The following is a 25,996-nucleotide window of genomic DNA, read 5'->3' as shown; positions in this document are numbered from 1 at the left end:
CCGGACTCGCGCCCGGTGCCGCGGCGACCTCGTTAACGCTGCCCGGCAGCCCGCTCAAGGGGCGCGGCGCCCGGCGGTGCCCACAGACGTTTCGGTCCGTGCGATGACGCCGGCAGTGTTGCCGACCGGACACCGTGCGCCGCGACGGTAGTCTTCGAGCGGCGCGCGCCCCGCGCCTACTGTAACGGCTCCGCGTCCCTCACCCAGACCTTGTTGTCATGGAAGGCGACGCCGCCATAGGGCGCAGCCGGATCGGAGCCGACCAGCGTGTTGATGCCCTGCCCGTCGGCGAAGCTGGTGTTGCTGCGAATGCCCTCGTGGATCACCACGCCGCGCCGCAGGCCGTCGAACAGCTTCAGCGTCAGCCGCACCACGCCGCGCCCGTTGCCGACCTCGACCGTCGCCCCTTCGGCGAGACCGAGCCGCGCAGCGTCCTCCGGATGCATGAGCAGGCTCGGCACGCCTTCGCGCGCGCCGGCGGTCGGCGTCTCGGTGAAGGTCGAGTTCAGCAGGTTGCGCGCCGGCGGCGTTGCGAGCCGGAACGGATGGGCCTCGTCGGCCGCCTCGATGACGTCCCACTGGTCGGGCAGCTTCGGCATGTCCCGCCAAGGCCCCATCGGGCCGTCGTTCGGCGCCATGACCTTGGTCCAGGTCGGCTTGAACCGGAACTTGCCGTCCGGATGGCCGAAGCCGCGCAGGTAATGCGCAGTCTCGAAGTCCGGCTGGCAGTCGAGAAAGCGCTTCTCCTCCAGTTCCGGCAATCCGCCCGGAAAGCCGGAATGCCGCAGCATCCAGTCGATATGCTCGCGCGCGGTCATGTCGAAGCCCGGATGCGTGACGCCGAGCCGCTTGGCGAGTTCGACATGCACGAAATGGTTCTCGCGCGTCTCGCCCGGTGCCTCGATCAGCTTCGGTCCGAACAGGATATACTGGTGGCCGCCGCCCTTGTAGATGTCGTCGTGCTCGAGGAACTGCGTCGCCGGCAGGACGATATCGGCCATCCGTGCCGTGTCGGTCATGAACTGCTCGTGCACCGCGACGAACAGATCCTCGCGCGCGAACCCCTGGCGCACCAGCGCCTGCTCGGGGCAGACCGTCACCGGATTGGTGTTCTGGATCAGCATCGCGGTGACCGGCGGCCCGCCCTTCAGGGCGTCCGCATCGCCGGTCAGGATCGGGCCGATGCGCGACTGGTCGAGCATGCGCACCGACCGGTCGCGCACGTCGAGACCCTCGATCATCTTCTTGTTCAGCTTGTAGATCGCGCCGTTGTTGTGGAAGGCGCCGCCGCCCTCGTACTGCCAGGAGCCGGCGACCGTCGCGATCGACGCGGCCGCATGCATCGCAACCGCGCCGTTGCGGCTGCGCGAAAAACCGTAGCCGAGGCGGAAGAACGTGCGCTTGGTGGTGCCGATCAGCCGCGCGAATTCCTCGATCTCGGCAACGGTGAGCCCGGTGATCGCCGCCGCCCATTCCGGCGTCCGCGACTGGAGATGCGCCTCCAGTTCTTCCGGCGCGTCGGAATAGCGGGCGAGATAGGCGCGGTCGGCAAGACCGTCACGGAACAGCACATGCATGACCGCGCAGGCGAGCGCCGCGTCGGTGCCGGGCCGGATGATCAGCGGCAGGTCGGCCTGATCCATCGTGGCATTGCGGTAGATGTCGACGACCGCGATCTTGGCACCGCGCTCCTTGCGGGCACGGGCGGCGTGGGTCATCACGTTGACTTGGGTCACCACGACATTGGTGCCCCAGATCACCACGAAATCGGACTTGGCGATCTCGCGCGGGTCGGGCCCGGCGAGCCGGCCGGTGCCGGCGATATAGCCGGTCCAGGCGAGATTGGTGCAGATCGTGCCGAATTCGCCGGAGTAGCGCTTGGCATGGCGCAGCCGCTCAATGCCGTCGCGCTGCACCAGCCCCATGGTGCCGGCGTAGAAGTAAGGCCATACGGTCTCGGCGCCGTGCCGGGTCTCGGCCGCGATGAAGGCTTCCGCGATGCGGTCGAGCGCCTCGTCCCAGGAGATCGGCGCGAACTGGCCCGAGCCCTTCGGGCCGGTGCGCCGCATCGGCTGCATCAGCCGGTCGGGATGGTGCACGCGCTCGGCATAGCGCGCGACCTTGGCGCAGATGACGCCGGCCGTATAGGCATTGTCGGAGGCGCCGCGGATGCGCCCGATCGTGCGCTCGTCGAGCACTTCCACGTCGAGCGCGCAGGTCGACGGACAATCGTGCGGACAGGCCGAATGGCCGATGCGCATGTTGACGGGCCTGTTCAAGATCGATCTCCCAATGCGACCGGCGACGCCGCTCGATCGGAGCGACGCCACGCCGGCGGCCAGACAATGGCCGCGGGCACCGACCCGCGCAAGCGAACGTGATTGCGGCCACCTATGCACGGGCGGACGATTGTTCTCGATCCGTCGCCGCTGTCGCAAATCCGTGATCGAGCCATGGTTGAAGTCCCACCCCATAGCCGGCTGCCGAATCGCGGCGCCGAGGGAGCGCGAGCGGCTCGCCCCGTGGACGGGAGCGAGACGGGAACCGCGGCTTCCCGCACAGAACAGGACGGGGCTCGAAAGCCGATGAAAAACGAACTCCTCAGCGATGCCGTGCACGCCAATCCGCTCGCCTCGAAGCAAGGCATGCTCGAGCGGCTGTTCACGCTCGCCTTCTCGGGCCTGGTCTATCCGCAGATCTGGGAGGATCCGGACGTCGACATGGCCGCGCTGCGCCTCGGCCCCGGCAAGCGGCTCGTGACGATCGCTTCGGGCGGCTGCAACGTGATGAGCTACCTGACCGCCGATCCGGAGCACATCACCGCCGTCGACCTGAACCCGGCCCACGTGGCGCTGCTGAACCTCAAGCTGACCGCGATCCGCGAACTGCCGGGCTACGAGCCGTTCTTCCGCTTCTTCGGCCATGCCGACGAGAAGGCGAACGTCGCGCTCTACGACCGCCACCTCGCCGACAAGATCGATCCCGTGACCCGCGCCTATTGGGAGAAGCGCCGCCTGTTCTCCGGCCGGCGCATCCGCATGTTCGCGCGCAACGTCTACCAGTACGGCCTGCTCGGCCGCTTCATCTCGGTCACGCATCTCGTGGCGCGCGCCTACGGCAAGAACCCGCGCAAGATGATGAACGCCACCAGCCTCGAGGAACAGCGCCGCCTGTTCGAGGAGACGCTGGCGCCGGTCTTCGACACCAAGCTCGTGCGCGCGCTGTGCCGGATGCCGGTCTCGCTCTACGGCCTCGGCATCCCGCCGGCTCAGTTCGCCTACCTGAACGCGGCCTCGGGCGGCGACATGGCCGGCCTGCTCCGCGGCCGGCTGGAGCGGCTCGCCTGCGACTTCCCGCTCGAGGACAACTACTTCGCCTGGCAGGCCTTCGGCCGCTCCTATGATCGCGACGGCCGCCGCGCCGTGCCGCCCTATCTGCGCCGCGACGCCTACGAGCGCGTGCGCGACAACTCGCGCCGCGTCGCCGTCAAGCACGCCTCGATGACCGATCATCTCGCCAGCGAGGACGCCGCCTCGCTCGACGGCTACGTGCTGCTCGACGCGCAGGACTGGATGAGCGCCGAACAGATGACGGAGCTCTGGGTCGAGATCACCCGCACGGCCCGCCTGGGCGCACGCGTGATCTTCCGCACCGCTGGCGCGGAGAGCCCGCTGGAGACCGCCCTGCCCGCCGACCTGATCGATCGCTGGGCCTATGACGCCGAGGCGAGCCGCGAGGGCACCGCGCGGGATCGCTCGTCGATCTACGGCGCGTTCCACCTCTACGTCCTGAAGGACTGAGGGCCATGACCGCGCCGGCGCCCACGGCCGAGCCCTCGCGCGGCCACGCGGCCGCGATGGACCGCATGTACCGGCTGACGCGCCACGTCTATGACGCGACGCGCCGCCACTACCTGCTCGGCCGCGATCGCATGATCGCCGGCCTCGCCGTGCCGCCGGGGGGCGCCGTGCTCGAGATGGGCTGCGGCACCGCGCGCAATCTGGTCGCGGTCGCGCGCGCCTATCCTTCGGCCGCGCTGTTCGGCTTCGACATCTCGGCCGAGATGCTGAAGACGGCCGACGCCAACATCGCCCGCGCCGGCCTCGACGGCCGCGCCTGGCTCGTCCAGGGTGATGCCACCCGCTTCGATGCCGCCGGTGCCTTCGGCCGGGACGCTTTCGACCGGGTCTACTTCTCCTACACGCTGTCGATGGTGCCGGACTGGAAGGCCGCCCTCGCCGAGGGGCTGCGGCTGACTGCGCCGGACGGCAGCTTCTCGGTGGTCGATTTCGGCTTCTGCGAAGGTCTTGGATCCCTGGCGCGCGGTGCGCTTCATGCCTGGCTGAGGCTGTTCCACGTCACGCCCCGCGCTGACCTCGAAGCCGAGATGCGCCGCCTCGCCGCCGCAAGCGGGCGTCCGATCGTATTCGAGCGGCCCTATGGCGGCTATGCCCAGCTCGGGCGGATCGGGCCGGTGGCGTAATCGTCGCTCCGCCTGAAATGCGGGGCGTAAACCCGACCGCAACATCCTGTCGTTTATGTCATAGTCTATCGGGCGTCGATCCGCCCGGACGCCCCTGAGCCATTTCGGGCTCGAGACGGCGATCGAGACGGCGGACGGGATGACGCAGACCACGAACCCGACGGCGCGCATCGCCGTGATCATGGCGGCCTATAATGCCGAGGCGACGATCCGGCGGGCCGTACAAAGCGTGCTCGACGCCGCGCGCGGCGGTGCCGCGACGACGACGGTCGATCTCTTTGTGGTCGACGACGCCAGTCGCGTGCCGGTGGCCGGCATCCTGGAGACGGCACCCAATCTGCACATCCTCCGCTTGAGCGAGAACTGCGGCCCGGGTGCCGCGCGCAACCACGCGCTCGAACGCATCCTCGCCGCCGATTACGCTTACGTGGCCATCGTCGACGCCGACGACGCCGTCCGCGCCGATCGCTTCGCCGCGCAAGCAGCGTTCCTCGACGCTCATCCCGAAATCGGCGCCGTGGGCAGCGCGATGCAGGTGGTGACGGAGCAGACCTTCGAGCCGGTGTATCAGGCGAGCATGCCGACCGAGGACGACGACATTCGGACAGCGATGTTCTCGAATCTCGCGCTTTTGCACCCGACGCTGATGGCGCGCACCGCGCTGTTCCGCAAGCACGGCGGCTACGACACCTCGTTTGTCGTGGCCGAAGATTACGAGATGCTCCGGCGCTTCCAGCGCCACACGCGCTTCGCCAACTTGCCCGTCGTGCTGGTCGACTACCGCTTGTCCCAGAACGGCCAGTCGCTCGGCCGCCGCCGGCGCCAGCTCTGGGATCGCCTGCGGGTGCAACTCCGCTATTTCGCGCCGCTCGACTGGCGCGCCTGGGCGGGTGTCGCCAAGACGCTCGTTCTCTTTGCGACCCCCGTCGGCCTCGTGACCCGCCTGAAGGCCCGGCGTACTCGAGCGGTGCCCGCATGATCCCGCGGCGTGTGATCGTCCAGTGCTTCCTGCTCGGCATTCGCCTTGCGAATGCCGCGGCGAAATTCGCGCTCGCGGTCTACATGGCCCGCTATCTCGGCCTCGGCGATGTCGGCGTCTTCGGCCTGCTGGTCGGCGCGACCACCGGCATTCAGGCCGTCTTCGGCTTCGGCCTCTCCGACTGGGTGACGCGCAAGGTCGTCGGTCTCGACCGCGCCCGGGCGATCCCGCTCGCCATGGCGCGGCTGACGCTGTCGATCGGCGTCGAGGTCGTGGTGCAGGCGGTGATCTGGAGTCTGCTCGCGGTACTCGGCTTCCTGCCGGCACCGACGACGATGCTGCTGATCGCCGGCATCCTGCTGCTCGAACACGTCGCCTACGATCTCTATGCGATCGAGATCGGCCGCGAACGGACCGGACCGGCCAACCTGCAGTTCTTCCTGCGCTCCGGTGCCTGGCCGCCGGTGGTCATCCTGGTCGGACTTCTCGTCCCGAGCACGCGCACGCTCGACATGGTGCTGCTCGGCTGGCTCGGCGGTCTCCTGCTGATGCTCGCCTCCGCGCTCGCGACGTCGCTCAGCGGCGGCCGCTGGCGCCATCTCGGCTTCGACTGGCGCGGCCTCGACGAGGGCTTTCGGGTCGGCGTGCCGTTCTGGATCGCCGAGATCGGCCAGATCGGCAATCTCTATCTCGACCGGTTTCTGGTCTCGGCCTTCCTCGGCCTCGAGCTGACCGGCGTCTACACGTTCTTCTGGTCCTACGCCAACGTCGTGCACACGCTCGCGGTCAACGGCATCGTCCAGCCGCAGGTGCCGAAGCTGGTCGCCGCCGACGCGAGCGGCGACAGCCGGCGCTTCGAGGCCGAGCGGCGGCGCATCATGGCCGAGAGCCGCGTCTGGGGCCTGCTGCTCGCCGGCGGCGTCGGCGTCGCGCTGCCGGTCCTGTTGCCCTGGGTCGATCGGCCGATGCTGGCCGAGAACCTGTGGATCTTCGCCATCGTGCTTGCTGCGACGCTGGCCCGCATGGCGGCCGACACGGCCGGCTTCCTGCTGTATTCGCTCCACCGGGATCGGGAGATCGCGACGACGTCGATCGCCGGCGTGCTGGTTGCCGCAGCGCTCAATCTGGCGCTGATTCCGCACCTCGGCATTCTCGGTGCGGCGGTCGCCTACCTCTTGGTCGGCGTGGTCGTCACCGCGCTACGGCTGCGGCTCGCCCAACCGACGCGCCCCCGCATCGCCCGAGCAGGCGCAGCCGAGTAGCGGGCCCGGCGCGCGGCCGACAAAAGCCCCCGTCGCCGCCACGAAAAAAGGGCGGCGCCTCGCGGCACCGCCCTCGTTCGGTTCAGCGCGGATGCGCCGATCAGCCGACGATCTCGAGATCCGAGAAGAAGAACTTGATCTCGTCCTTGGCCGTGTCCGGGCCGTCCGAGCCGTGGACCGAGTTCTCGCCGATCGACAGCGCGAATTCCTTGCGGATGGTGCCGGCGTCGGCGTTGGCCGGGTTGGTGGCGCCCATCACTTCGCGGTTCTTCAGGATGGCGTTCTCGCCCTCGAGCACCTGCACGACGACCGGGGCCGACGACATGAACTCGCAGAGCTCGCCGTAGAACGGACGGGCGGCGTGCACCGCGTAGAACTGCTGGGCCTGCTTGAGGCTCAGCCAGATGCGCTTCTGCGCGATGACGCGCAGGCCGGCGGCCTCGAGCTTGGCGACGATGGCGCCGGTCAGGTTGCGACGGGTCGCGTCCGGCTTGATCATCGAGAAAGTGCGTTCGATCGCCATGGAAATTGTCCTTTCGGGCGTCTCGGGAGGAAAAATCGGTGGGTCGGCGCGGCTTATAGCGTGTCGTCGCGTCTCCGCCAAGCCGAGCGCCGGCCCTCGGCGATCGAAAAACCGCCCGAGCCCTGGGATTTCGCGCGTATCATGAACCGCGGCCGCTAACCCGTTGGCACGCCATGGTGTCACAGCCGTCCGCGTGCCGACGAAACGGCACGAGCCGCGCCTCGGCGGCACGGCTCGCGCGTCAAATCGGGCGGCACGGCGATGCTGATCGCCGGCTCGGACGAGCCGAGCCTCGGCCGGTTCAGTTGCGGATGCGGTCGGCCTTCTGTCCGCTGTTCACCAGCTTCAGCTCGGCCATGTCGCCCTCGTGCTGACGCACGGTGAAGGACGGGATCACCGCGTTCTTCACCACCACGGTCGTGTTGGCGACCGGGTCGGAGCGATAGACGAGATTGCCGGCCGGATCGCGGAACTCGACGACCGCGCCTTTCGGGCCGATCAGCTCGACGTGGCTGACGACCGCCTTTGGATCGACATCGCCGAACACGAGCGGTGCCTTGACCGGCGCGGCGATGCGGTCGCCGCGATAGGCGTGAAAAGCGTCGATCGAGGCACTGACCGAAGACAGGGCCAGGATCCCGACCAGAGCGCCGGCGACGAAGCCGGCTGTCACCATCTTGAACTCACTGCGCATGGGTGCCTCCCTCGGCCACACCTCGCGTCACGCGGTTCCACTCGGTCCGGCGGCCCCGTTCGGGCCGCCCGCTTGCTCGCTCTCGACCGGCAGTGCGCCGGCAAAAAGTGGTGCGTCCGGCCGCGCGCTCCTATCGCCCGGCCGGTCGGATCAGCGTTTCCGCTACTCGATTGAGGTAGGTATACGCGACCCGAATTACAGCCCGTTTTCTCCCGCGCCTAAAATTGTTTCGATCACGCTCGAATCATTTCGTCGTGACGGGTGCCGGAGACTTTCGACATCGTCGGCGTGTACCGAGACGCCCTTACCCGAAACGAACGCGCGCGCGAGGTCGCGGTTCCCTTCCGCGGATCGGAGGAGCGGCTGGGCGACCGCGTCCAAGCCTGATCGGGCGATCACGGCCGCGCCGGCGACGATCACTTCCCGTCGGGCACGAACATGTAGCCGGCACCGCGGATCGTCCGGATCACCTTGGGCGTCCCGGGATCGGCCTCGATCTTCTTGCGAATGCGCGTGATGCGCACGTCGATGGCGCGGTCGAAGGCGTCCGGGTCGCGGGCATTGGCGAGGTCGAGCAGGCGCTCGCGCGACAAAACCCGGTTCGGATTGTCGGCGAAGGCCTTCAACAGGTCGAACTCGGAGGTGGTCAGCAGCTGCGACCCGGCGTCGTCGCGCAGGTGCCGGGTCTCGAGATTGAGCCACTTGGCTCCGAAGCGGACTTCCTTCGCCTTCTCGACCGGCGCGGCCACGGCCGGCGCGGTCGCCCGGCGCAGCACGGAGCGGATACGCGCGACCAGTTCGCGCAGCTCCGCAGGCTTGGCGATATAGTCGTCGGCGCCGAGCTCTAGCCCGACGACGCGGTCGATCGGGCTGGCCGTGCCGGTCAACATGATCACCGGCACGCGCGGCGCCTTTTCCTTGAGGAAACGGACGATCGAGAGCCCGTCCTCCTCCGGCATGTTGAGATCGAGCACGACCAGATCCGGCTCGCGCCGGACGAGTTCGGCGCGGAGCGCCTGCCCGCCCGACAGCGGCGCGACCTCGAAGCCATGGAGCTTCAGGTAGTCCGACACGGTCTCGCGCGTCGCTCGGTCGTCATCGACCACGGCGATCAGCGGAATCTGCGTCATCAGATCGGCCCCACTCACTCCCGCGCCGGCGGCGTCGCCGACGCAGATACACTTATCGCATGTTCGCGTCATGCCCGGCACCCCGCAAGATGCCGGGACAACGAAACTCACAAGCCCGGCAGCACGATCTCGAAAGTCGAACCCTGCCCCGGCCCCGCGCTCGCCGCCGCGACGCTGCCGCCGTGCAGCTCGACGATCTGCTTGGCGATCGACAGGCCGAGCCCGGTCGAGCTCTCGCCGCCGGTCGGCGTCGCCGACAGCCGCTGGAACCGGCCGAACACCCGCGACAGGTCCTCAGCGGTCAACCCCGGCCCCTGATCGACGACCCGGATCACGATCCGGCCGCCGGAGTGGCTGCCGGCGGCGGCTTCGGCCGCGACCGAGATCGAAATGCGCCCGCCGCGCGGGGAGTATTTCACCGCGTTGGAGACGATGTTCTCGACCGCCTCGCGCAGCCGGTCCGGATCGGCCTCCGCAGCGGCGGCAGCGGCGGCGTCGATCGTGATCGCCTGATCCTTCGCCTCCGCCATCGGCGTCTGGCTCTCGACCACGCGGCGCACGACGTCGACGACATCGAGCCTGACCGGGCGCAACGTAATGTCGAGCGCATCGGACATGGCGTCCTCGATGAGCTGCTGGATCATCCGGAGCATGGTCCGCGCCGGCTCGACGATGCGGCCGACCTGCGCGGCGAGCATGTCCTTCGGCGGTTCCGGCCGGTCGATCAGCTCGCCGATGATCTCGGCACGGCCGAGAATGACGCTGATCGGGTTCTTCAGGTCGTGCGCGACCATGCCGAGCAGGTCGATCTTGAAGGCATTGGCGCGCTTCAGCGTCTCGCGCTGGGCGTCGAGCCGGGCATTGGCCTCGGTCAGCTCGCGCGTGCGCTCGACGACCCGGCGTTCGAGCGTCGCATTGGCCTCCTGCAGCCGCGAATAGAGCAGCACGTTCTCGAACGCGATCGAGAGCTTGCCGCAGAAGACCTCGACCAGCGTCTTGTCGGTGTCGGTCAGCCGCTTGACCGCCTCCAGCACGACCGCCACCTCTCGTCCCGAGGCGGTGCGGATGTAGAGCGCCGAATTGCGGTCCAGGAACTGGTGCGAGCGGGTCTGGAACGCCTTCTCGACCAGGCCGCGCACCTCCGGCGACAGCCGGGTCGCGCCGCCCTCGCCGACGATCGGAGCATAGACGCCCGATCCGGCGATCACCGAAAACCCGTCCGGCTGCGCCCCCTCGAGCGCCTCGCGCAGCACCAGCATGCCGGCGCAGTCGACCTTGAGCAGGGAACCGATCTGGGTCAGCACCCCCTCGGCGAGCCGCTGCATCGAGTGCAGATCGAACAGCCGCGCGGCGGCGTCGATGATGATCTCGAGGCCGCGCCGGGTCTCTTCCATGCGCAGGAGCTGCTGATAGCTGCGGATCGCCGCGGTCAGCGCTGTGAACAGCTTGTCGGCGGTGAGCTCGGTCTTGGCCTTGTAGTCGTTGATGTCGTGATCGACGATCACCCGCCGCTCCGGCGCCTGACCCGGCTGGCCGGTGCGCAGGATGATGCGCACCATCTCGTTGCCGAGGTCCTTGCGGATGTATTCGACGAGATCGAGGCCCGCCGTCTCGGTCTCCATCACCACGTCGAGCAGCACGACCGCGACGTCCGGATGCCGGGCGAGCAGCGTGCGCCCCTCCTCGGCCGAAAAGGCCGAGACGATCTCGATGCCCTCGCCGTTCAGCGCGTAGTCGTAGAGCGCGAAGCGCGTGCCGTCGTGGACCGCCTGATCGTCGTCGATGATCGCGATCTTCCAGACCTTTTCGGGCACCGCGGCAACGCTCGGCTGGCCGCCGTCCTCATCGGCGAAGAGAACCAGATCCTCGTCAGACATGTTCGACATCCATGACCTTGCGCGTCTCCTCCGGGCCGGTCTCCTCGCTCGGCGCCACGAGCGGCAGCACGATGCGGAATCGTGTGCCCTGCCCCGGCGAGGAGTCCAGCGAGATGCGGCCGCCCAGCCGGCGGTTGACGATGTTGTAGACGATGTGGAGCCCAAGGCCCGAGCCGCCCGAACCACGCCGCGTGGTGAAGAATGGTTCGAACGCCCGCTTGGCGACGTCCTCGGCCATGCCGGTGCCGTCGTCGGCGACCACGAGCTCGGCCGTGTCGCGGTCGAGCATGCGGCCGCGGATCGAGATCTGCCCGGCCCGGCCGTCGGCGAAACCGTGGGTCAGCGCGTTCATGAACAGGTTGGTGACGACCTGCCCGAAGGCGCCCGGATAGCTGTCCATGACGATGCCGGGCGCGAGATCGAGGCTCAGCCGGTGCGGCGTGGTCTTCAGCGTCGGCCTGAGGCTCGCGACGATCTGCTCGGTCGATTCCGCGAGATCGAAGAACCGCCGTTCCGCATGCGTCCGGTCGACCGCCACCTGCTTGAACGACTGCACCAGCTCGCCCGCGCGGGTCAGATTCGCGACGAGTTGCGTCGCCGCCTCCCGTGCGCCGGCAAGGAAGTCGTCGAGCCTCGACTTGCGCAGCGGCCCGGCGGCGAGTTCGCCCTGGAACTGTTCGACGCGGCGCTGCATCGAGGAGGCGACCGTCAGCGAGATGCCGACCGGATTGTTGACCTCATGGGCGACGCCGGCGACCAGACCGCCGATCGCGGCGAGCTTCTCTGCCTCGATCAGGCTCGCCTGCGCGTCCTTGAGATCGGCGAGCGCCGCTTCGGCGCGCTCCTTGGCGAAGCGGATCTCGTCGGCGGCGCGGCGCCGGTCGGTGACGTCGTAGTGCCAGAAGATATGCGCCGGCCGGCCCTCGAACTCGATCGGCCGGACTTCGAGCAGGCACGACCAGATCTCGCCGTTCGCCCGCTTCATCTCGACTTCCCAGCCCGAAACGGCGCCCTGGCGCTTGACGGCGTCGGAGAGCCTGATCGCGTCGGCGGCGCTGGCGAAGATGTCGCCGAGCGAGCGGCTGGACGAAATGTCCTCGCCGGGCTTCAGCCCGAACAGTTCTTCGTACTTGCGGTTGACGAAGGCCGGGCGACCGGTGTCGCCGGCCACGATCACGACGCCGATCGGACTCGTCTCGAGGATGCGGCGCCAGCGACGCTCCTGTTCCTCGCGCTCCTTCTCGACCCGCTGCTTGGCGATGACATTGTCGCGGAACACTTCGACCGAGGCCGCCATGCCGCCGATCTCGTCGCGCGCGTCGAGCCCGTGCACGACGCGCTCGTACTGCCCGTCGACGATCGCCCGCATCGTCTCGCGCAGGTCGCGCAGCGGCGCGCGGATCGAGCGGGCGACGACAAGGCTCGCGACCAGGCTGAGCGCGACGAAGCCGATGCCGACCGCCGCGACGCGGCGCGTTGCGTTGGTCAGGGTCTGGTCGAACCGCTGCAGCGCCGCCGCCTCGCGGGCGCGGATGCGGTCGGACGCCTTGTCGATGGAGGACGACATGGCCGCCTGATTGCCGTCGATCGCCGCGCCCAGGAACCGTGCCTGCCGGTCGAAACCCGAGGCGATCTTCTCGAGCGCGGCCCGCAAGGATGCCGCGCACGGCCCGAGCCGCTGCAGCGCCGCGCGCTGCTCGTCGTTCTCGGCGAGATCGATCATGCCCGGCGTCGCGCGCTCGATCGCCGCGATGTGGTCGCGAGCCTTGTCGAGCGCTTCGGTGGAGCGCGACAGGTAGAAGGCGTTGGCCTCGACGAGCATCTGCGAGAAGGCTTCGCGCGAGCGGCCGAGCGCAGTCCAGATCGGCGAGCGGCTCTTTTCCGTCGCCTGATCGATCTGGCCGTAGAGACCGGAGATTTCGGTCGCCAGCGGCACGAAATCGTCCTCGTAGGTCGACTGGATCTGGCCGTTGACCTCGCGCAGCGCATCGAAGCCGAACAGGAAGCGCTTGGTGATCTCCTCGAAGCCGCGCAGGTCGCTGCGCAGCTCCGCATCGGCGACATTGCGGTCGGAGAGCCGCGACAGCAGTTCGTCCTGCCGGCGCACGATCTCGCGCAGGACGTCGTCGGTCGGGCGGCTGAAATAGCGGTGGATCAGGCTCTGCAGCCGGCTCGCCTCGCTGTCGACGTCGACGAGCAGGCGGTCGTATTCGCGAACCACCCGGAGGTCGCGCCACGCCTGCCCGACCTCGCCGACGCTCTGGCCGATCAGGATGGCGAGCAGGCCGAGACCGGCGGCGTTGATCGCGACGATGAGCACGATGCGCCAGCCGATCGGGACCCGGCGCACGAGCCGGGTCCAGAACGCGTCGCCCTCGCTCCGCACCTCGCCGGCGGTCGCGATCCGCCCTCCGCTCATGCCCGCACAGCTCCGCCCCGGCTCCAATCCTCGGCGACCAGACAAGAGTCGCCGCACACGGCCGCGTGCAGCGACCCCGCCATCACCCGTCCTGAGCGTACATTGTTGTCCATCCGACCGGGGATGTCGATGATTAGCCGGCGGATGCAACTGAGATGTTTCGTGCGCGGGGCGCGCCGCCGCGCCCCGCGCACGAACGGAGGCGTCAGTCCTTGACGAAGCCGCCGAACAGGATGTCCGGGGCGCTGGTGTTGTGGCTCGAGAGCACGGAGCGCACGAAGCCGACCTCGGCCGCCTTGCCGGAGTGGAAGTCGACCACCGTGTCCTTCTGGAGCGGCCCGCCCGGCGTCGCGCGCCAGACCGTCTCGGCCGTGTCGGCATTGGCGGGCTCGACATACATCGAGCGCAGGCCCGCGAACGGGTACTTCGGATCGACCGCGCCCTCGAAGCGCACGTCGACCTTGGCGCTGCCGACCTCGAGGCTCGTGACGCGCGCCTTGGCGACGCCACCGCGCTCGAAGGCGATCGTGAAGGTCAGCGTCTTCGGATCGAACTCGACCGACTTGTAGCCGACGAACGGCCGCGTCGACACCTCGACCGGGCCGAACAGGAACGACGAGCCGTAGGAGACCTCGTGCATCTTGAACGGCGGCAGCGCCTTGAGGCGCCAGTAGCCGTCCTGCGGATAGAAGACGAGGAATTCGAGCGGCCCGCCGGCGGTCTTCTTCCAGAGCTGGACCAGATGCAGGAAGTTCTGCGTCAGGTTGCCAACCTTGACCGGCACGGTGGTCGGCCGCCAGAAGTCCGGATAGACGACGCCCTTGAGGATGAACTGGTCGTCCTCGTAGAGCACGGCGGTCGGCGGGATGTAGGGCTTAGCCTGCACCGCGACCGGATCATGGCCGAAGGTGCAGCCGGAGAAGTCCGGCGCGGAGGAATCGCGCAGGATGTTCGCCACATAGGCCGGCGTCCGCGCCTCGATGGTGAAGCCCGAGATCTTCTCCGACGACAGCGTGTAGTAGACGTTGTCCTCCTCGGCGCACTTGGTCTTGACCGACTTGTTGGCGACATCGACCGCGATCGGCTCGGCCGCAGCGCCGCTGCCGGCCAACACCGTCAGGCCGGCGACCGCGCCGACCAACGCCCCGAACATCCGGCCGAACCTGGTCCCCCGGACGAGGCCGTTCGTCGCGGTCATCTCAATCGCCATGGTCGTCTCCCGATCGTCACTCCGACTGTGTCGGGAGGTAGCCTCCGGCGGCGCCCACGGCAAGGGGGCGGCCTCGCCCGATGCCGCATCGCCGAGCGCGGCATCGCCGGGCGCATCGACGCCGACGAGCCGGGCGACCTCCGCCGGCATGGCGATCTCCTCCGGGATCGCCGCGAGACCGATCCGGCGCATGAACGCCCCGATCCGGGGGCTCGAGGTCGCGACAGCGAGCGGGATCGCGAGGAGCAGGCCGAGATAGACCGGCGCGGCATAGACGGTCGCGATCGGCGCCAGCCGCCACAGGCCGGTGAAGGCGAGAGCGCCGATCAGCGTCTGCGGCCAGAACCGCGCCGCCGCCTCCCGCCAAGGCACGGTGTGGGCGTCGCGCACCTGCGCCGTCCAACCGATCGAACGGCCGAACAGCAGGGAAATCATCATCAGCGTATGTGCCACCATCGAGATCGGCGTCACCAGGAACGAGAATGCGGTCTCGATCGCGAAACTGGCGAGAAACCGCCAGCCGCCGCCGAATCCACGCCGCTTGGCCGGATCGATGAGCACGTCGGCGACCGAGGCGAGCTTCGGCGCGAAGATCATCGCGACCGCGATCGCGACGAGCCAGAGGCCGAGCGTCGGATCGAGCCAGACCTCGCCCTGCCGCCGCAGCGCCTCGATCAACAGGAGCGACCAGAGGATCAGGAAGGTCGGCGAGGCGACGAACATCACGACCGCGATGACGAGCTGGAACCGGCTGGTCGGCTTCAGGCCGGGCAGATCGAGCAGCCGCCAATATTGCGTGTTGCCGAGGCACCAACGCATCTCGCGGCGCACGAATTCGATCAGCGTCGGCGGGTTCTCCTCGTAGGAGCCGCCCTCCTCCGGGATCACGCGCACCTCGTAGCCGGCGCGGCGCATCAGCACCGCCTCGACCTGATCGTGCGAGAGAATATCGCCGCCGAGCGGCGGCTTGCCCGGCAACCGCGGCAGATCGCAATGGGCGGTGAACGGCGCGAGCCGGATCAGGGCGTTGTGGCCCCAATAGGGCCCGCAGTCGGCATGCCACCAGGCGCTGCCGAGCGTGTAGGAGCGCATGCCGAGCCGCATGCCGAACTGGAACAGCCGCGCGAGCGGGCTCGTCGACGGCAGTCCGACCACGAGGCTCTGCAGGATGCCGAGCCGCGGCGTCGCCTGCATGATGCGCACCATCGACAGGATCTTCGCCGCCGTCATCGCGCTGTCGGCGTCGAGCACAAGAGCGAAATCGTAGGCCCCGCCCGCGGTCACGGCGAAATCGCGGATGTTGCCGGCCTTGTAACCCTCGTTCGAGCTGCGCCGCCGATAGGCGATCGGCAGCGCCGCGCCGAAACGCGCCTGCAATGCCGCGACCGCGGCCTCCTCGTCGGCACCGATCTCGGGGCGGTTCGTGTCCGAGAGAATGTGGATCGCGAAATGCCCGGCGGGCGCATGCGCAGCGAGGTCCTCCGCCATCAGCGCGACCGCCCGGAACACCCGATCGACATCTTCGTTGCGGATGCACCAGAGCACGGCGGTCGTGGTGGTCAAGGGCGCCTGCTGGTCCGCAACCGCGGCCGGCGGGCAGGTGGCGGCGAGCGGATCTCGCGCCAGCCGCATGACGAGAAAACCGATCGTCGCGTTGAGGAACCCGAACAGCGACCACGGCAGATAGAGCGCGAAGGCGATCAGGATCGCGATCTCCACGATGCCGAATCCGCCTGCAGCGAACGCGCGCGCGAACAACGCCAGAAGCCCGGCCCAGATCGCAACGCCTGCGAGCGCGAAGATCCGCCGCCGCCACCCGACGGCAACAGCGCGATCCTCCGTTGCGTAACTCGCCCGATGCGTGTTCTGATCGACAATCATACTGAAATTTTCGCCGTTGCGTTGCTGGACCGGTTAACAACCGGGCCGATACGCATAGCTCAAGTAGGAGGTGCGGACGAGAGTCGCGGCGTCGTTCCGCGGCACCAATTCGGAAGCACCTTTTCGACAGTGAAGGAAATCATGGACGAGAGCGACCCGACCGGCCCGTCCACGGCCCCCGCGCCTTCCCTACGGCCCGAGGAGGCCGCGCGTTCCGAGGAGGCCGCCCGTCCGGCCCCGGCACGACCGAGCGCGCCCGGATCTGACACCCCGCCGTCGCGTCCGCGCGCCTATTGGACCGTCGGTCCGGGCCAGGGCGAGTTGCGCTTCGAGCCCTCACGTTCGGCGCTGCCGGGCGAGGTGCTGGTCGAGGCGCTCTACGGCGCGGTTTCGCGAGGCACCGAAGGGCTCGTGTTCCGCGGCGAGGTGCCGATCAGCGAGTTCGCCCGCATGCGCGGGCCCAATCAGGCCGGCGACTTCCCCTTCCCGGTCAAATACGGCTACTGCCTCGTCGGGCGCGTGATCGACGGCCCGCGTCCCTTGCGCGACCGCCGCGTACTGGTGCTGCATCCGCATCAGGACCGGCTGGTGATCGAAGCCGAGGCCGCCGTGCCATTGCCCGACAATGTGCCGAGCCGGCGTGCGGTGCTCGGCCCGAACATGGAAACGGCGCTGAACGTGCTGTGGGATTCCGGCGTCGCCGCCGGCGACCGGGTCGCTGTGGTCGGCGCGGGAACGGTCGGCGCGCTGGTTGCACGCCTGGCGGCCCGCATTCCGGGCACCGAGGTGGCACTGATCGACGTACAGCCGAGCCGCCGGTTCATCGCCGAGACCCTCGGCGCGCGCTTCGCCACCCCGATCGACGCGCCGCTGCTGTTCGGACGCGACTTCGACGTCGTCGTCCACGCCTCGGCCACCGCCGAAGGCCTGACGACGGCGCTCGGCCTCGCCGGTTCGGAGGCGACCGTGGTCGAGGCGAGCTGGTACGGCGCCCGTTCGGTCGCGGTGCCGCTCGGCGAGGCGTTCCATGCCCGCAGGCTCCGGATCGTGTCGAGCCAGGTCGGCCGCGTGCCGCCGCAGCGCGTGCCGCGCTGGGACGGCCGGCGCCGGCTGACGACCGCGCTGGAACTGCTCGACGATCCGGCGCTCGACGTGCTGCTCGCCGAGCCGGTCGCCTTCGCCGATCTGCCGGCGGCGATGCCGCGCATCCTGGCCGGCGGGCCGGGAGCCCCTGCGCGGTCATCGTCTATCCGGCCGCCGAGCGCGGCGATCCCGCCCCGTTCCGGAGGCTCCGGGCCTCTGGGCCGACGACGATGCGCCACCCGGCGAGATCGTGATCCTCGGCGCCTGATCGGAGCCTCGACAAGCGCCGGCCCGGCATGTTCCCTTGGTCCCCGCCGGCCCAGCGAGGCCGGTGGACGCAGCCGGCGGCGACCGAGGCCGCACAGGGGGGGAGAGCCCGGATGTACGCAGTCGAGGTGCGCGACCACATCATGATCGCCCATAGTTTCAAGGGCGACGTCTTCGGGCCGGCACAGCGGCTGCACGGTGCGACCTTCGTGGTCGACGTCGCCTTCTTCCGCCCCGCGCTCGATCCGAACGGCATCGTGGTCGACATCGGCCTCGCCCACGACGCCCTGAAGGCAACGCTCGCGCCGCTCGCCTATCGCAACCTCGACGACGTCGAGGCCTTCGCCGGCCGCAACACCACGACCGAGGTGCTGGCGAAGCACATCTTCGACGAGATGGCCCGCGCCATCGTCGAAGGACGTCTCGGCGAGGATGCCCGCGCGATCGCGCGGCTGAAGGTCATGCTGCACGAGAGCCACGTCGCGCGGGCCTGGTACGAGGCGCCGCTCGCCACCGCCGCGGCCGCGTGACCCCACCATGACCGAGCGCACGCTGACCTTCGTCGTCCCCGGTCCGCTCGACAAGCCGACCGGCGGCTATGGCTACGACCGCCGCCTGCTCGCGGAACTCGAGACGATCGGCTGGCGAATCGACGTCCTGCACCTGCCGGACACCTTTCCGTTTCCGAACCCGGCCGAACGCGCCGAAGCCGAGCGTCTCCTGGATGCGCTGCCCGCCGGAGGCCCGGTCGCCGTCGACGGCCTCGCCTATGCCGTGCTGCCCGAGGCGATGGCGCGGCTCGCCAGCCGCGCGCCGCTGGTGGCGCTGATCCACCATCCACTGTCGCTGGAGACCGGCCTCGATGCCGCGACCGTCGCCGCGCTGGCCGCCTCGGAGCGCACCGCGCTCGCCGCCGCCCACGGCATCGTGGTGACGAGCCCGGCGACCGCCGGCATTCTCGCCGCCGACTTCGGCGTTCCGCGCGACGAGATCGCGATCGCCGTCCCCGGCACCGACCGTATGCCGCCGGCCCGCGGCAGCGGCGGTCCGACCGTGCGCCTGCTCGCGGTCGGCTCGATCATCCCGCGCAAGGGCCATGTCGAACTGGTCGAGGCACTGGCGGCGCTGCCCTCCAGCGACTGGACGCTCGACATCGTCGGCGACCCGCGCCTCGATCCGAACGAGGCCTTGCGCCTCGACGAGACGATCCGCCGCCATACCTCACTGACGGCACGCGTGACCCGGACCGGCCCCATCGACCGCGATACGCTGGCGGAGCTCTACGACCGCGCCGACGTCTTCGTGTTGAACTCGTACTACGAGGGCTACGGCATGGCCTATGCCGAGGCGATCGCGCACGGCCTACCGGTGATCGGCACGACCGGCGGCGCCATCCCCGATACGCTCGGCGACGCCGCCATTCTGGTGCCGCCCGGCGGCGGACCGGCCTTGACGGATGCGTTGCGCCGTATGATCGAGGATGCCGACGGCCGCGCCGCGCTGGCCGCCAGGGCGCGCGCGGCGGCCTTGCGGCTGCCCGGATGGGCCGACACGGCACGCCTCTTCGCTCGTGTGGTCGAGGCCGCGATCCAGAAGGCGAGATGACGGCGATGAGCGCAACCGACCGGCCCGACTCCGCGACCTTCGATCTCACCTGGCTCGATCTGCGCGAGCCGGCCGACCGGCGCGCGCGCAACCAGGGCCTGGTGACAAAGCTCGCCGATCTGCTCGCAGCCGCCGAGCACGGCGCGGACGGCCTCGCGATCGTCGATCTCGGCGCCGGCCATGGCGCGAGCGCGCGGGCGCTGGCGCCGCATCTCGCCGGTCCGCAGCGATGGATTCTGGTCGATCGCGACGCGGCGCTGCTCGCCGCCGCGTCCGAACGCCTGACCGATGTCGTCGATGCCGCTGGTCGCCCGATCGCGGTCGGTGCCGAGGTCTTCGATCTCGCGCACGGCGCGCTCGACGAGGCGATCGAGGGCGCCGACCTGGTCACAATGTCGGCCTTCCTCGATCTCGCCTCGCGCGGCTTCGCCGAGCGCCTCGCCGAAGCGGCCGCCGCCGCGCGTGCCCTGGTGCTCGCGACCCTGTCGGTCGACGGGCGGCTGGCGATCGAGCCGTCCGATCCGGTCGACACCGCGATCTTCGACGCCTTCAACGCCCACATGACGCGCGACAAGGGCTTCGGGCCGGCGCTCGGGCCCCGGGCGCCCGACATCGCCTCGCATGTGTTCCGCGCCAACGGCTTCCGGGTCGAACTCGGCCGGTCGGACTGGGTGCTGGGGCCCGAGGACGCCGGGCTTGCGGCTGCGCTGGTCGACGGCTGGGCGACCGCCGCCGCGGAGACCGACCTCGTCGATCGGACCGCCCTCGCCCGCTGGCGCGAGCGCCGCGCGGCCGAGGCCGCGGCCGGCCGGCTGCGGATCGTCGTCGGTCACCTGGACATGCTGGCCGTCCCGACGATCCGCTGAGCGCCGCCGATGCGGGGCGTCCCGGAGCCCCCTCACGGCGCCGTGCCTCCCCTGCCTCGATGCGTCGATCCCGGACGTTTCAACATCGCCGCCCCTCCCCCGATGGCCGGGAGCGAACTATCTTCGACGGAGCCGGGACGCGCGCCGCCGCGCATGGAACCGCCGGCCCAGACGGAGAAGCCGCCCATGCCCGCCGAGCTCGCTTCCGCCGCCGCGCTCCGACCGGGGTCGCCCCGCTACGGACGCGTCGCCCGCATTCTGCACTGGCTGGTCGCGGTCCTGGTCATCGGCGCCATCGCCGCCGGCCTGACCATGGTCCGCATCGGCGACGGTCCGCTGCAGAACCGCTTGTTCGACAATCACCGCGCGGTGGGCTTCGTCGTGCTGGTTCTGGTCGTGCTGCGCCTGGCCTGGCGGCTCGGTAACCGGCCGCCGGAACTCGATGCGGCGATCCCTCTCTGGCAGCGCTCGATCGCGGCGGTCGTGCACTGGTCGCTCTACGCGCTGCTGATCCTGACCCCGCTGGTCGGCTGGATCGCGACCAATGCCTATGGCGCACCGATCGGCATCTTCGGCCTGTTCGAACTGCCTGTGCTGGTTGCCAAGGACGAGGCATTGTCGAAGGTGCTGTTCGGCCTGCACGAGACCCTCGGCCTCGTCATCGCCGGACTGGTCGCGCTGCATGTCGCCGCCGCGCTCTACCACCAGTTCGTCCGCAAGGACGGCCTGATCGGCCGCATGTGGCCGATCTGAGGATCCGGCGCACGGTCTCGTGATCAATCGATTGAATTCGTCGCCAAGGTAAGACTTGAGCGCAACCGTTTGAGCCGAAACGGTTTTGCCTACGCTCGCCCCGAACGGCGCCGCGGCCGCCGCCTTAAACCGATTGAGTTCCGCTTGACAGTTCGGCGACGCTGTCTCATCAATCTGGAAAATTAGAACGTTCCAAAGACGAGCAGTCGGCGCGCAGCTGGAAATTCCTCTCAGTTTTCCAGTGACTTCCAGCCAAGGAAGCCAGCCCGCCCCGATCGTCTTGAGAACGTTCCAAGAAGCGGACCATCACAGATGGCCGCGCGCCGCCGGAAAACCGGCGGATGGGAGGAGCGACATGGTGGAGACGCGGTCCGGCGCGCCGAAGGCGGGCGCCGGCAGACCTGCGACGATCGTCGACATTGCGGCCGCCGCCGGCGTCTCGAAGTCGACGGTCTCGCTCGTCCTGCGCGGCTCGCCGCTCGTGAAGGCGGAGACCCGCGAGAAGGTCGAGCGCGTGATCGAGCGCTACGGCTACGTCTACAATCGCGGCGCCGCCAACCTGCGCAAGGCGACCTCGAGCTTCGTCGGTCTCCTGATCTCCGATCTGATGAACCCGTTCTTCACCGAGCTCGCGGTCGGGGTCGAGGACGCGCTCTACCGGCTCGGCTTCGTGCCGATCCTGGCCAACACCAACGAGGATCTGGAGCGTCAGGCCCATGTGCTGCGCTCGCTGCGCGAGCACAATCTGGCGGGCGTGATCATGAGCCCGGCGCGCGGCTCGCGGGCCTGGGATCTCGCCAACCTGCCGACCCGCTCCGTGCCGACCGTCATCACCATGCGCCGGGTCGAGGGCAGCCCCCTGCCCTATGTCGGCCCGGACAATCGCGCCGGGTCGCGCAAGGCGACCGAGCATCTGATCGGCCTCGGCCATCGCCGCATCGCCTATGTCGGCGGCTATGCCTCGATCACCACGCAGCAGGAGCGGATCGCCGGCTGGCGCGACGCGCTCCATGCCGCCGGGCTGCCGGCCGACCATTCGCTGATCTTCGAATCGATGCCCACCCGCGCCGGCGGCCTGGAGGCCGCGGCCACCATGCTCGCCTCGTCGCGGCGGCCGACGGCGATCGTCTGCTACAACGACGTGGTCGCGATCGGCGCCACGCGCGCGATCGCCGAAGCCGGCCTGGTGGTCGGCCGCGACGTCGCGGTGGTCGGTTTCGACGACATTGCCGAGGCCGCCGACAACAACCCGCCACTGACCACCATCGACGCCGGCACGCGCGGCATCGGCCAGCGCGCCGCCGAGGTGCTGCTCGGCCTGATTCATGGCGCCGATCCGGCCGAAGTCGGCCATGTCGGCGAGACGCGGCTGGTGGTGCGCGCCTCCTCCGGCGCGGGCCCCGCACCCCAGACTTCGAACACGCCCGCGCAGCCTGCCGCGCTGAAGATCGGCGCGTCGGCATGAGCGGCGCGGAAAGTCCTTTCTCCGGCCGATCGGCCGGGTGAATCGCCGCCGGGGCGCTCCCCGGCCGGAAGACCGGCGTCCGTCCTTTCGACGGGCACCACCATGACAAGCAAATCCCGGAAGGCCGGCAGGAAGACCGGCGGTTCCGGCGGATTGGGAGGAATGCACCATGACGTATCGGTCGAAAATCCTCGCCGGTGTGGCGCTCGCCGCCGGTGTCGCGTTCTCGGGCTCGGCTTTCGCCCAGACCAAGGAAGTGCAGATGCTGCACTGGTGGACCTCGGGCGGCGAAGCGGCCGCGCTGAATGTCCTGAAGCAGGATCTCGCCAAGGAAGGCTACGGCTGGAAGGACGTGCCGGTCGCCGGCGGCGGCGGCGACGCCGCCATGACGGCGCTGAAGGCGATGGTCGCGGCCGGCAACTATCCAACCGCCTCGCAGATGCTCGGCTACACGGTGCTCGACTACGCCGCCGCCGGCGTGATGGGCGACCTGACCGACACCGCCAAGAAGGAAGGCTGGGACAAGGCCGTCCCGGCCGCGCTGCAGAAGTTCTCTGTCTATAACGGCAAGTGGGTGGCCGCGCCGGTCAACGTCCACTCGGTCAACTGGCTCTGGATCAACAAGTCCGTCATGGACAAGATCGAGGGCAAGCAGCCGAAGAACTTCGACGAATTCGTCACGCTGCTCGACCAGGCCAAGAAGGCCGGCGTGATCCCGCTCGCGCTCGGCGGCCAGAGCTGGCAGGAAGCCACCATGTTCGACAGCATCGTGCTGTCGACCGGCGGTCCGGAGTTCTACAAGAAGGCGATGAACGACCTCGACGAGGCCTCGCTCAAGTCGCCGACCATGAAGAAGGCCTTCGACAACCTCGCCCGCCTGAAGCCCTATGTGGACGCCAACTTCTCCGGCCGCGACTGGAACCTCGCCACCGCGATGGTGATCAAGGGTGACGCGCTCGTGCAGGTCATGGGCGACTGGGCCAAGGGCGAGTTCGTCGCCGCCAAGAAGGAGCCGGGCAAGGACTTCCTCTGCTACCGCTTCCCCGGCACCGAGGGCTCGGTCGTCTATAACTCCGACATGTTCGGCATGTTCAACGTCGGCGCCGACCGCAAGGCCGCGCAGGTCGCGCTCGCCACCGCCACGCTGTCGAAGAGCTTCCAGTCGGCCTTCAACGTCGTGAAGGGCTCTGTTCCGGCCCGCACCGACGTGCCGGACACCGACTTCGACGCCTGCGGCAAGAAGGGCATCGCCGATCTGAAGGCGGCCAACGAGAAGGGCACGCTGTTCGGCTCGCTGGCGCAGGGCTACGGCGCCCCGCCGGCGGTCGCCAACGCCTACAAGGACGTCGTGACCAAGTTCGTGCACGACCAGATCAAGACGTCCGACCAGGCCGTCGCCGAACTGGTCCGCGCGATCAACGACGCGAAGTGATCCTCCGCACGGCGCCTCGCGAGGGGCGCCGTGCCTCCATCGGGACGGTACGCCGGCGCGCCGGCGCGGAATTCATCGAGAGGACACGCCCCTTGTCCATCACGGCCACATCCAGACCAGCCGAGGTCGCGTCCGTGCCAACGCGGTCGATCCGCGGACGCCTGCAGGAGGCGCTGCCGAAGCTCGTGCTGGCGCCGAGCTTTGCGGCCGTCGTCGTGTTCGTCTACGGCTTCATCCTCTGGACGATCTACCTGTCGTTCACGAACTCCAAGACCTTCCCGAACTACACGCTGACCGGCGCCCGCGCCTATCAGCGCCTGTGGACCTGGACCTTCGAGACCGATCCGCCGTCGTCCTGGTACACGTCGATCACCAATCTCGGCATCTTCGGCGTGCTCTACATCGGCCTGTGCTTGGCGCTCGGCCTGCTGCTCGCGATCCTGCTCGACCAGAAGATCCGCGGCGAGGGCGTGCTGCGGCCGATCTACCTCTACCCGATGGCGCTGTCGTTCATCGTCACGGGCGTCGCCTGGAAGTGGTTCCTCGATCCGGGCCTCGGCCTCGAACAGACGCTGCACCAGTGGGGCTGGACCTCGTTCCATTTCGACTGGATCAAGAACAAGGACCGCGTGATCTACACGGTGGTCATCGCCGGCGTCTGGCAGGCCTCGGGCTTCGTCATGGCGATGTTCCTCGCGGGGCTCCGCGGCATCGACGGCGAGATCATGAAGGCCGCGCAGATCGACGGCGCCACGCCCTGGCAGCTCTACCGCCGCATCGTGATCCCGATGCTCCGGCCGGTGTTCCTGTCCGCCTTCATCGTGCTCGCGCACATGGCGATCAAGTCCTACGACCTCGTCGTGGCGCTGACCTCCGGCGGCCCCGGCGGCTCGGCCTGGCTGCCGTCGAACTTCATGTACGAATACACCTTCAAGCGCAACGAGATGGCCGTCGGCTCGGCGTCGGCCGTGATCATGCTGATGACCATCACCGCGATCATCGTGCCCTACCTCTATTCCGAACTGAAGGAGAAGGGTCGATGAGCGCGGCTGCGACCTCCTCGCCGGCCGGCGGATCGGCCGTCACCCGCGTGGTGATCTACGGGATGCTCGCGCTGTTCGCGGCGTTCTACCTGATCCCGCTGTTCGTGATGCTGGTGACCTCGTTCAAGTCGATGGACGAGATCCAGTCCGGCAACATGCTGGCGCTGCCGAAGGACCCGACCTTCGCGCCCTGGGCGCGGGCCTGGGGCGAGACCTGCGTCGGACTGACCTGCGCCGGGATCAAGGGCTACTTCTGGAATTCGATCAAGATGGTCGTGCCGGCGGTGGCGATCTCGACCATGCTCGGCGCGCTCAACGGCTACGTGCTGACCAAATGGCGGTTCCGGGGCCACAAGCTGGTGTTCGGGCTGATGCTGTTCGCCTGCTTCATCCCGTTCCAGGCCGTGCTGCTGCCGATGGCGACCATCCTCGGCGCGCTCGGCCGGTTCGGAAACGACCTGCGCGGCATGTTCGGCGTCAACTTCGGTTTCGGCGACCCGACCGTGAACCTCGTGATCGTGCACACGATCTACGGCCTCGGCTTCACGACGCTGTTCTTCCGCAACTACTACGAGGCGTTCCCGACCGAACTGGTCAAGGCCGCGCAGGTCGACGGCGCGAGCTTCTTCCAGATCTTCCGCCGCATCCTGCTGCCGAACTCGACGCCGATCATCGTGGTGACGGTGATCTACCAGTTCACCAACATCTGGAACGACTTCCTGTTCGCCTCGGCCTATGCCGGCTCCGGCGACGTGATGCCGATGACGGTGGCGCTCAACAACGTCGTCAACACCTCGACCGGCGTCGTCGAATACAACGTCAACATGGCCGCGGCGATGATCGCGGCCCTCCCCACCCTGTTCGTCTATGTCGTCGCCGGACGCTATTTCGTCCGCGGGCTGATGGCGGGCGCCGTCAAAGGGTGAGGAACGGTCGGCGGCCCGGCCGCCGACGAAACGCTTCCGCAGGAGCGTTTTCGAGAGACGAACGCCGGGCGCGCGTGCGCCCGGCCGGACAGAGTTTA

The 25,996-nt window shown here is 68.9% G+C and carries 20 protein-coding genes; 13 read left to right on the top strand and 7 right to left on the bottom strand.

Translation table 11 applies throughout. The features are described from left to right. Positions 1–176: 176 nt before the first annotated feature. Entirely contained in the window at positions 177–2,279 is a 2,103-nt protein-coding gene (locus tag ABS361_07190; protein ID XBY46012.1) for a molybdopterin oxidoreductase family protein, read from the bottom strand. Positions 2,280–2,585: 306 nt separating this feature from the next. On the opposite strand from ABS361_07190, the gene ABS361_07185 reads away from it, so the two are divergent. The 4 genes from ABS361_07185 (at position 2,586) to ABS361_07170 (ending at position 6,724) form a co-directional block, all read left to right on the top strand. Continuing rightward, complete coding sequence (locus ABS361_07185) at positions 2,586–3,800, top strand: DUF3419 family protein (GenBank protein ID XBY46011.1); 1,215 nt, start codon at positions 2,586–2,588, stop codon at positions 3,798–3,800. A 5-nt stretch (positions 3,801–3,805) separates the two neighbouring features. After that, positions 3,806–4,483, top strand: coding sequence for a class I SAM-dependent methyltransferase (locus ABS361_07180; protein ID XBY46010.1), 678 nt, complete (start codon positions 3,806–3,808; stop codon positions 4,481–4,483). A 139-nt stretch (positions 4,484–4,622) separates the two neighbouring features. After that, positions 4,623–5,462 carry a glycosyltransferase gene (locus tag ABS361_07175; GenBank protein ID XBY46009.1) on the top strand — a complete coding sequence of 280 codons (840 nt, stop codon included), beginning with the start codon at positions 4,623–4,625 and terminating at the stop codon, positions 5,460–5,462. Continuing rightward, positions 5,459–6,724 (top strand): polysaccharide biosynthesis C-terminal domain-containing protein, encoded by a 1,266-nt coding sequence (locus ABS361_07170; GenBank protein XBY46008.1) that lies wholly within the window; start codon positions 5,459–5,461, stop codon positions 6,722–6,724. The genes ABS361_07175 and ABS361_07170 overlap by 4 nt, the downstream gene beginning before the upstream one ends. A gap of 100 nt (positions 6,725–6,824) precedes the next feature. Here the strand turns inward: ABS361_07170 and ndk are convergent, their stop codons facing one another. From ndk to mdoH, 6 genes are all read right to left on the bottom strand, one after another. Then, entirely contained in the window at positions 6,825–7,247 is a 423-nt protein-coding gene (ndk, locus tag ABS361_07165) for a nucleoside-diphosphate kinase (GenBank protein ID XBY46007.1), read from the bottom strand. Between the two features lie 301 nt (positions 7,248–7,548). Then, positions 7,549–7,941 carry a hypothetical protein gene (locus tag ABS361_07160; protein XBY46006.1) on the bottom strand — a complete coding sequence of 131 codons (393 nt, stop codon included), beginning with the start codon at positions 7,939–7,941 and terminating at the stop codon, positions 7,549–7,551. 416 nt (positions 7,942–8,357) lie between these two features. After that, on the bottom strand, positions 8,358–9,071 hold the full coding sequence (locus ABS361_07155; GenBank protein XBY46005.1) for a response regulator: 714 nt from the start codon (positions 9,069–9,071) through the stop codon (positions 8,358–8,360). 107 nt (positions 9,072–9,178) lie between these two features. Further along, entirely contained in the window at positions 9,179–10,948 is a 1,770-nt protein-coding gene (locus ABS361_07150) for a DUF3369 domain-containing protein (protein XBY46842.1), read from the bottom strand. Continuing rightward, positions 10,941–13,367, bottom strand: a complete 2,427-nt coding sequence (locus ABS361_07145; protein ID XBY46004.1) for an ATP-binding protein — start codon at positions 13,365–13,367, stop codon at positions 10,941–10,943. The genes ABS361_07150 and ABS361_07145 overlap by 8 nt, the downstream gene beginning before the upstream one ends. Positions 13,368–13,572: 205 nt before the next feature. Next, positions 13,573–16,458: a glucans biosynthesis glucosyltransferase MdoH gene (gene mdoH, locus ABS361_07140; protein XBY46003.1), complete on the bottom strand. Its 2,886-nt coding sequence runs from the start codon at positions 16,456–16,458 to the stop codon at positions 13,573–13,575. A gap of 141 nt (positions 16,459–16,599) precedes the next feature. On the opposite strand from mdoH, the gene ABS361_07135 reads away from it, so the two are divergent. The 9 genes from ABS361_07135 to ABS361_07095 all read left to right on the top strand — a co-directional run bounded on the left by ABS361_07135 (position 16,600) and on the right by ABS361_07095 (position 25,898). After that, positions 16,600–17,955: a zinc-binding alcohol dehydrogenase gene (locus ABS361_07135; GenBank protein XBY46002.1), complete on the top strand. Its 1,356-nt coding sequence runs from the start codon at positions 16,600–16,602 to the stop codon at positions 17,953–17,955. After that, positions 17,922–18,338, top strand: a complete 417-nt coding sequence (locus ABS361_07130) for a 6-carboxytetrahydropterin synthase (GenBank protein ID XBY46001.1) — start codon at positions 17,922–17,924, stop codon at positions 18,336–18,338. Before ABS361_07135 ends, ABS361_07130 begins: the two co-directional genes overlap by 34 nt. Positions 18,339–18,345: 7 nt before the next feature. After that, positions 18,346–19,413: a glycosyltransferase family 4 protein gene (locus ABS361_07125; protein ID XBY46000.1), complete on the top strand. Its 1,068-nt coding sequence runs from the start codon at positions 18,346–18,348 to the stop codon at positions 19,411–19,413. A gap of 5 nt (positions 19,414–19,418) precedes the next feature. Next, positions 19,419–20,279: a hypothetical protein gene (locus tag ABS361_07120; protein XBY45999.1), complete on the top strand. Its 861-nt coding sequence runs from the start codon at positions 19,419–19,421 to the stop codon at positions 20,277–20,279. Between the two features lie 186 nt (positions 20,280–20,465). Continuing rightward, on the top strand, positions 20,466–21,032 hold the full coding sequence (locus ABS361_07115; protein ID XBY45998.1) for a cytochrome b: 567 nt from the start codon (positions 20,466–20,468) through the stop codon (positions 21,030–21,032). A gap of 355 nt (positions 21,033–21,387) precedes the next feature. Next, positions 21,388–22,497 (top strand): LacI family DNA-binding transcriptional regulator, encoded by a 1,110-nt coding sequence (locus ABS361_07110; GenBank protein ID XBY45997.1) that lies wholly within the window; start codon positions 21,388–21,390, stop codon positions 22,495–22,497. Between the two features lie 169 nt (positions 22,498–22,666). Continuing rightward, the gene (locus ABS361_07105; GenBank protein XBY45996.1) at positions 22,667–23,929 is read left to right on the top strand and encodes an ABC transporter substrate-binding protein; all 1,263 of its coding nucleotides are present in this window, start codon (positions 22,667–22,669) and stop codon (positions 23,927–23,929) included. A 134-nt stretch (positions 23,930–24,063) separates the two neighbouring features. Beyond that, positions 24,064–24,972, top strand: coding sequence for a sugar ABC transporter permease (locus tag ABS361_07100; protein ID XBY45995.1), 909 nt, complete (start codon positions 24,064–24,066; stop codon positions 24,970–24,972). Next, positions 24,969–25,898: a carbohydrate ABC transporter permease gene (locus ABS361_07095; protein ID XBY45994.1), complete on the top strand. Its 930-nt coding sequence runs from the start codon at positions 24,969–24,971 to the stop codon at positions 25,896–25,898. The genes ABS361_07100 and ABS361_07095 overlap by 4 nt, the downstream gene beginning before the upstream one ends. Positions 25,899–25,996 lie beyond the last annotated feature (98 nt).

The sequence above is a fragment of the Ancalomicrobiaceae bacterium S20 genome, assembly GCA_040269895.1.
In the GTDB taxonomy this organism is placed as follows: Bacteria; Pseudomonadota; Alphaproteobacteria; order Rhizobiales; family Ancalomicrobiaceae; genus Methyloraptor; species Methyloraptor flagellatus.
The sequence above is the reverse complement of the archived record's forward strand: the minus strand, read 5'-3'. Positions and strand labels throughout refer to the sequence as shown.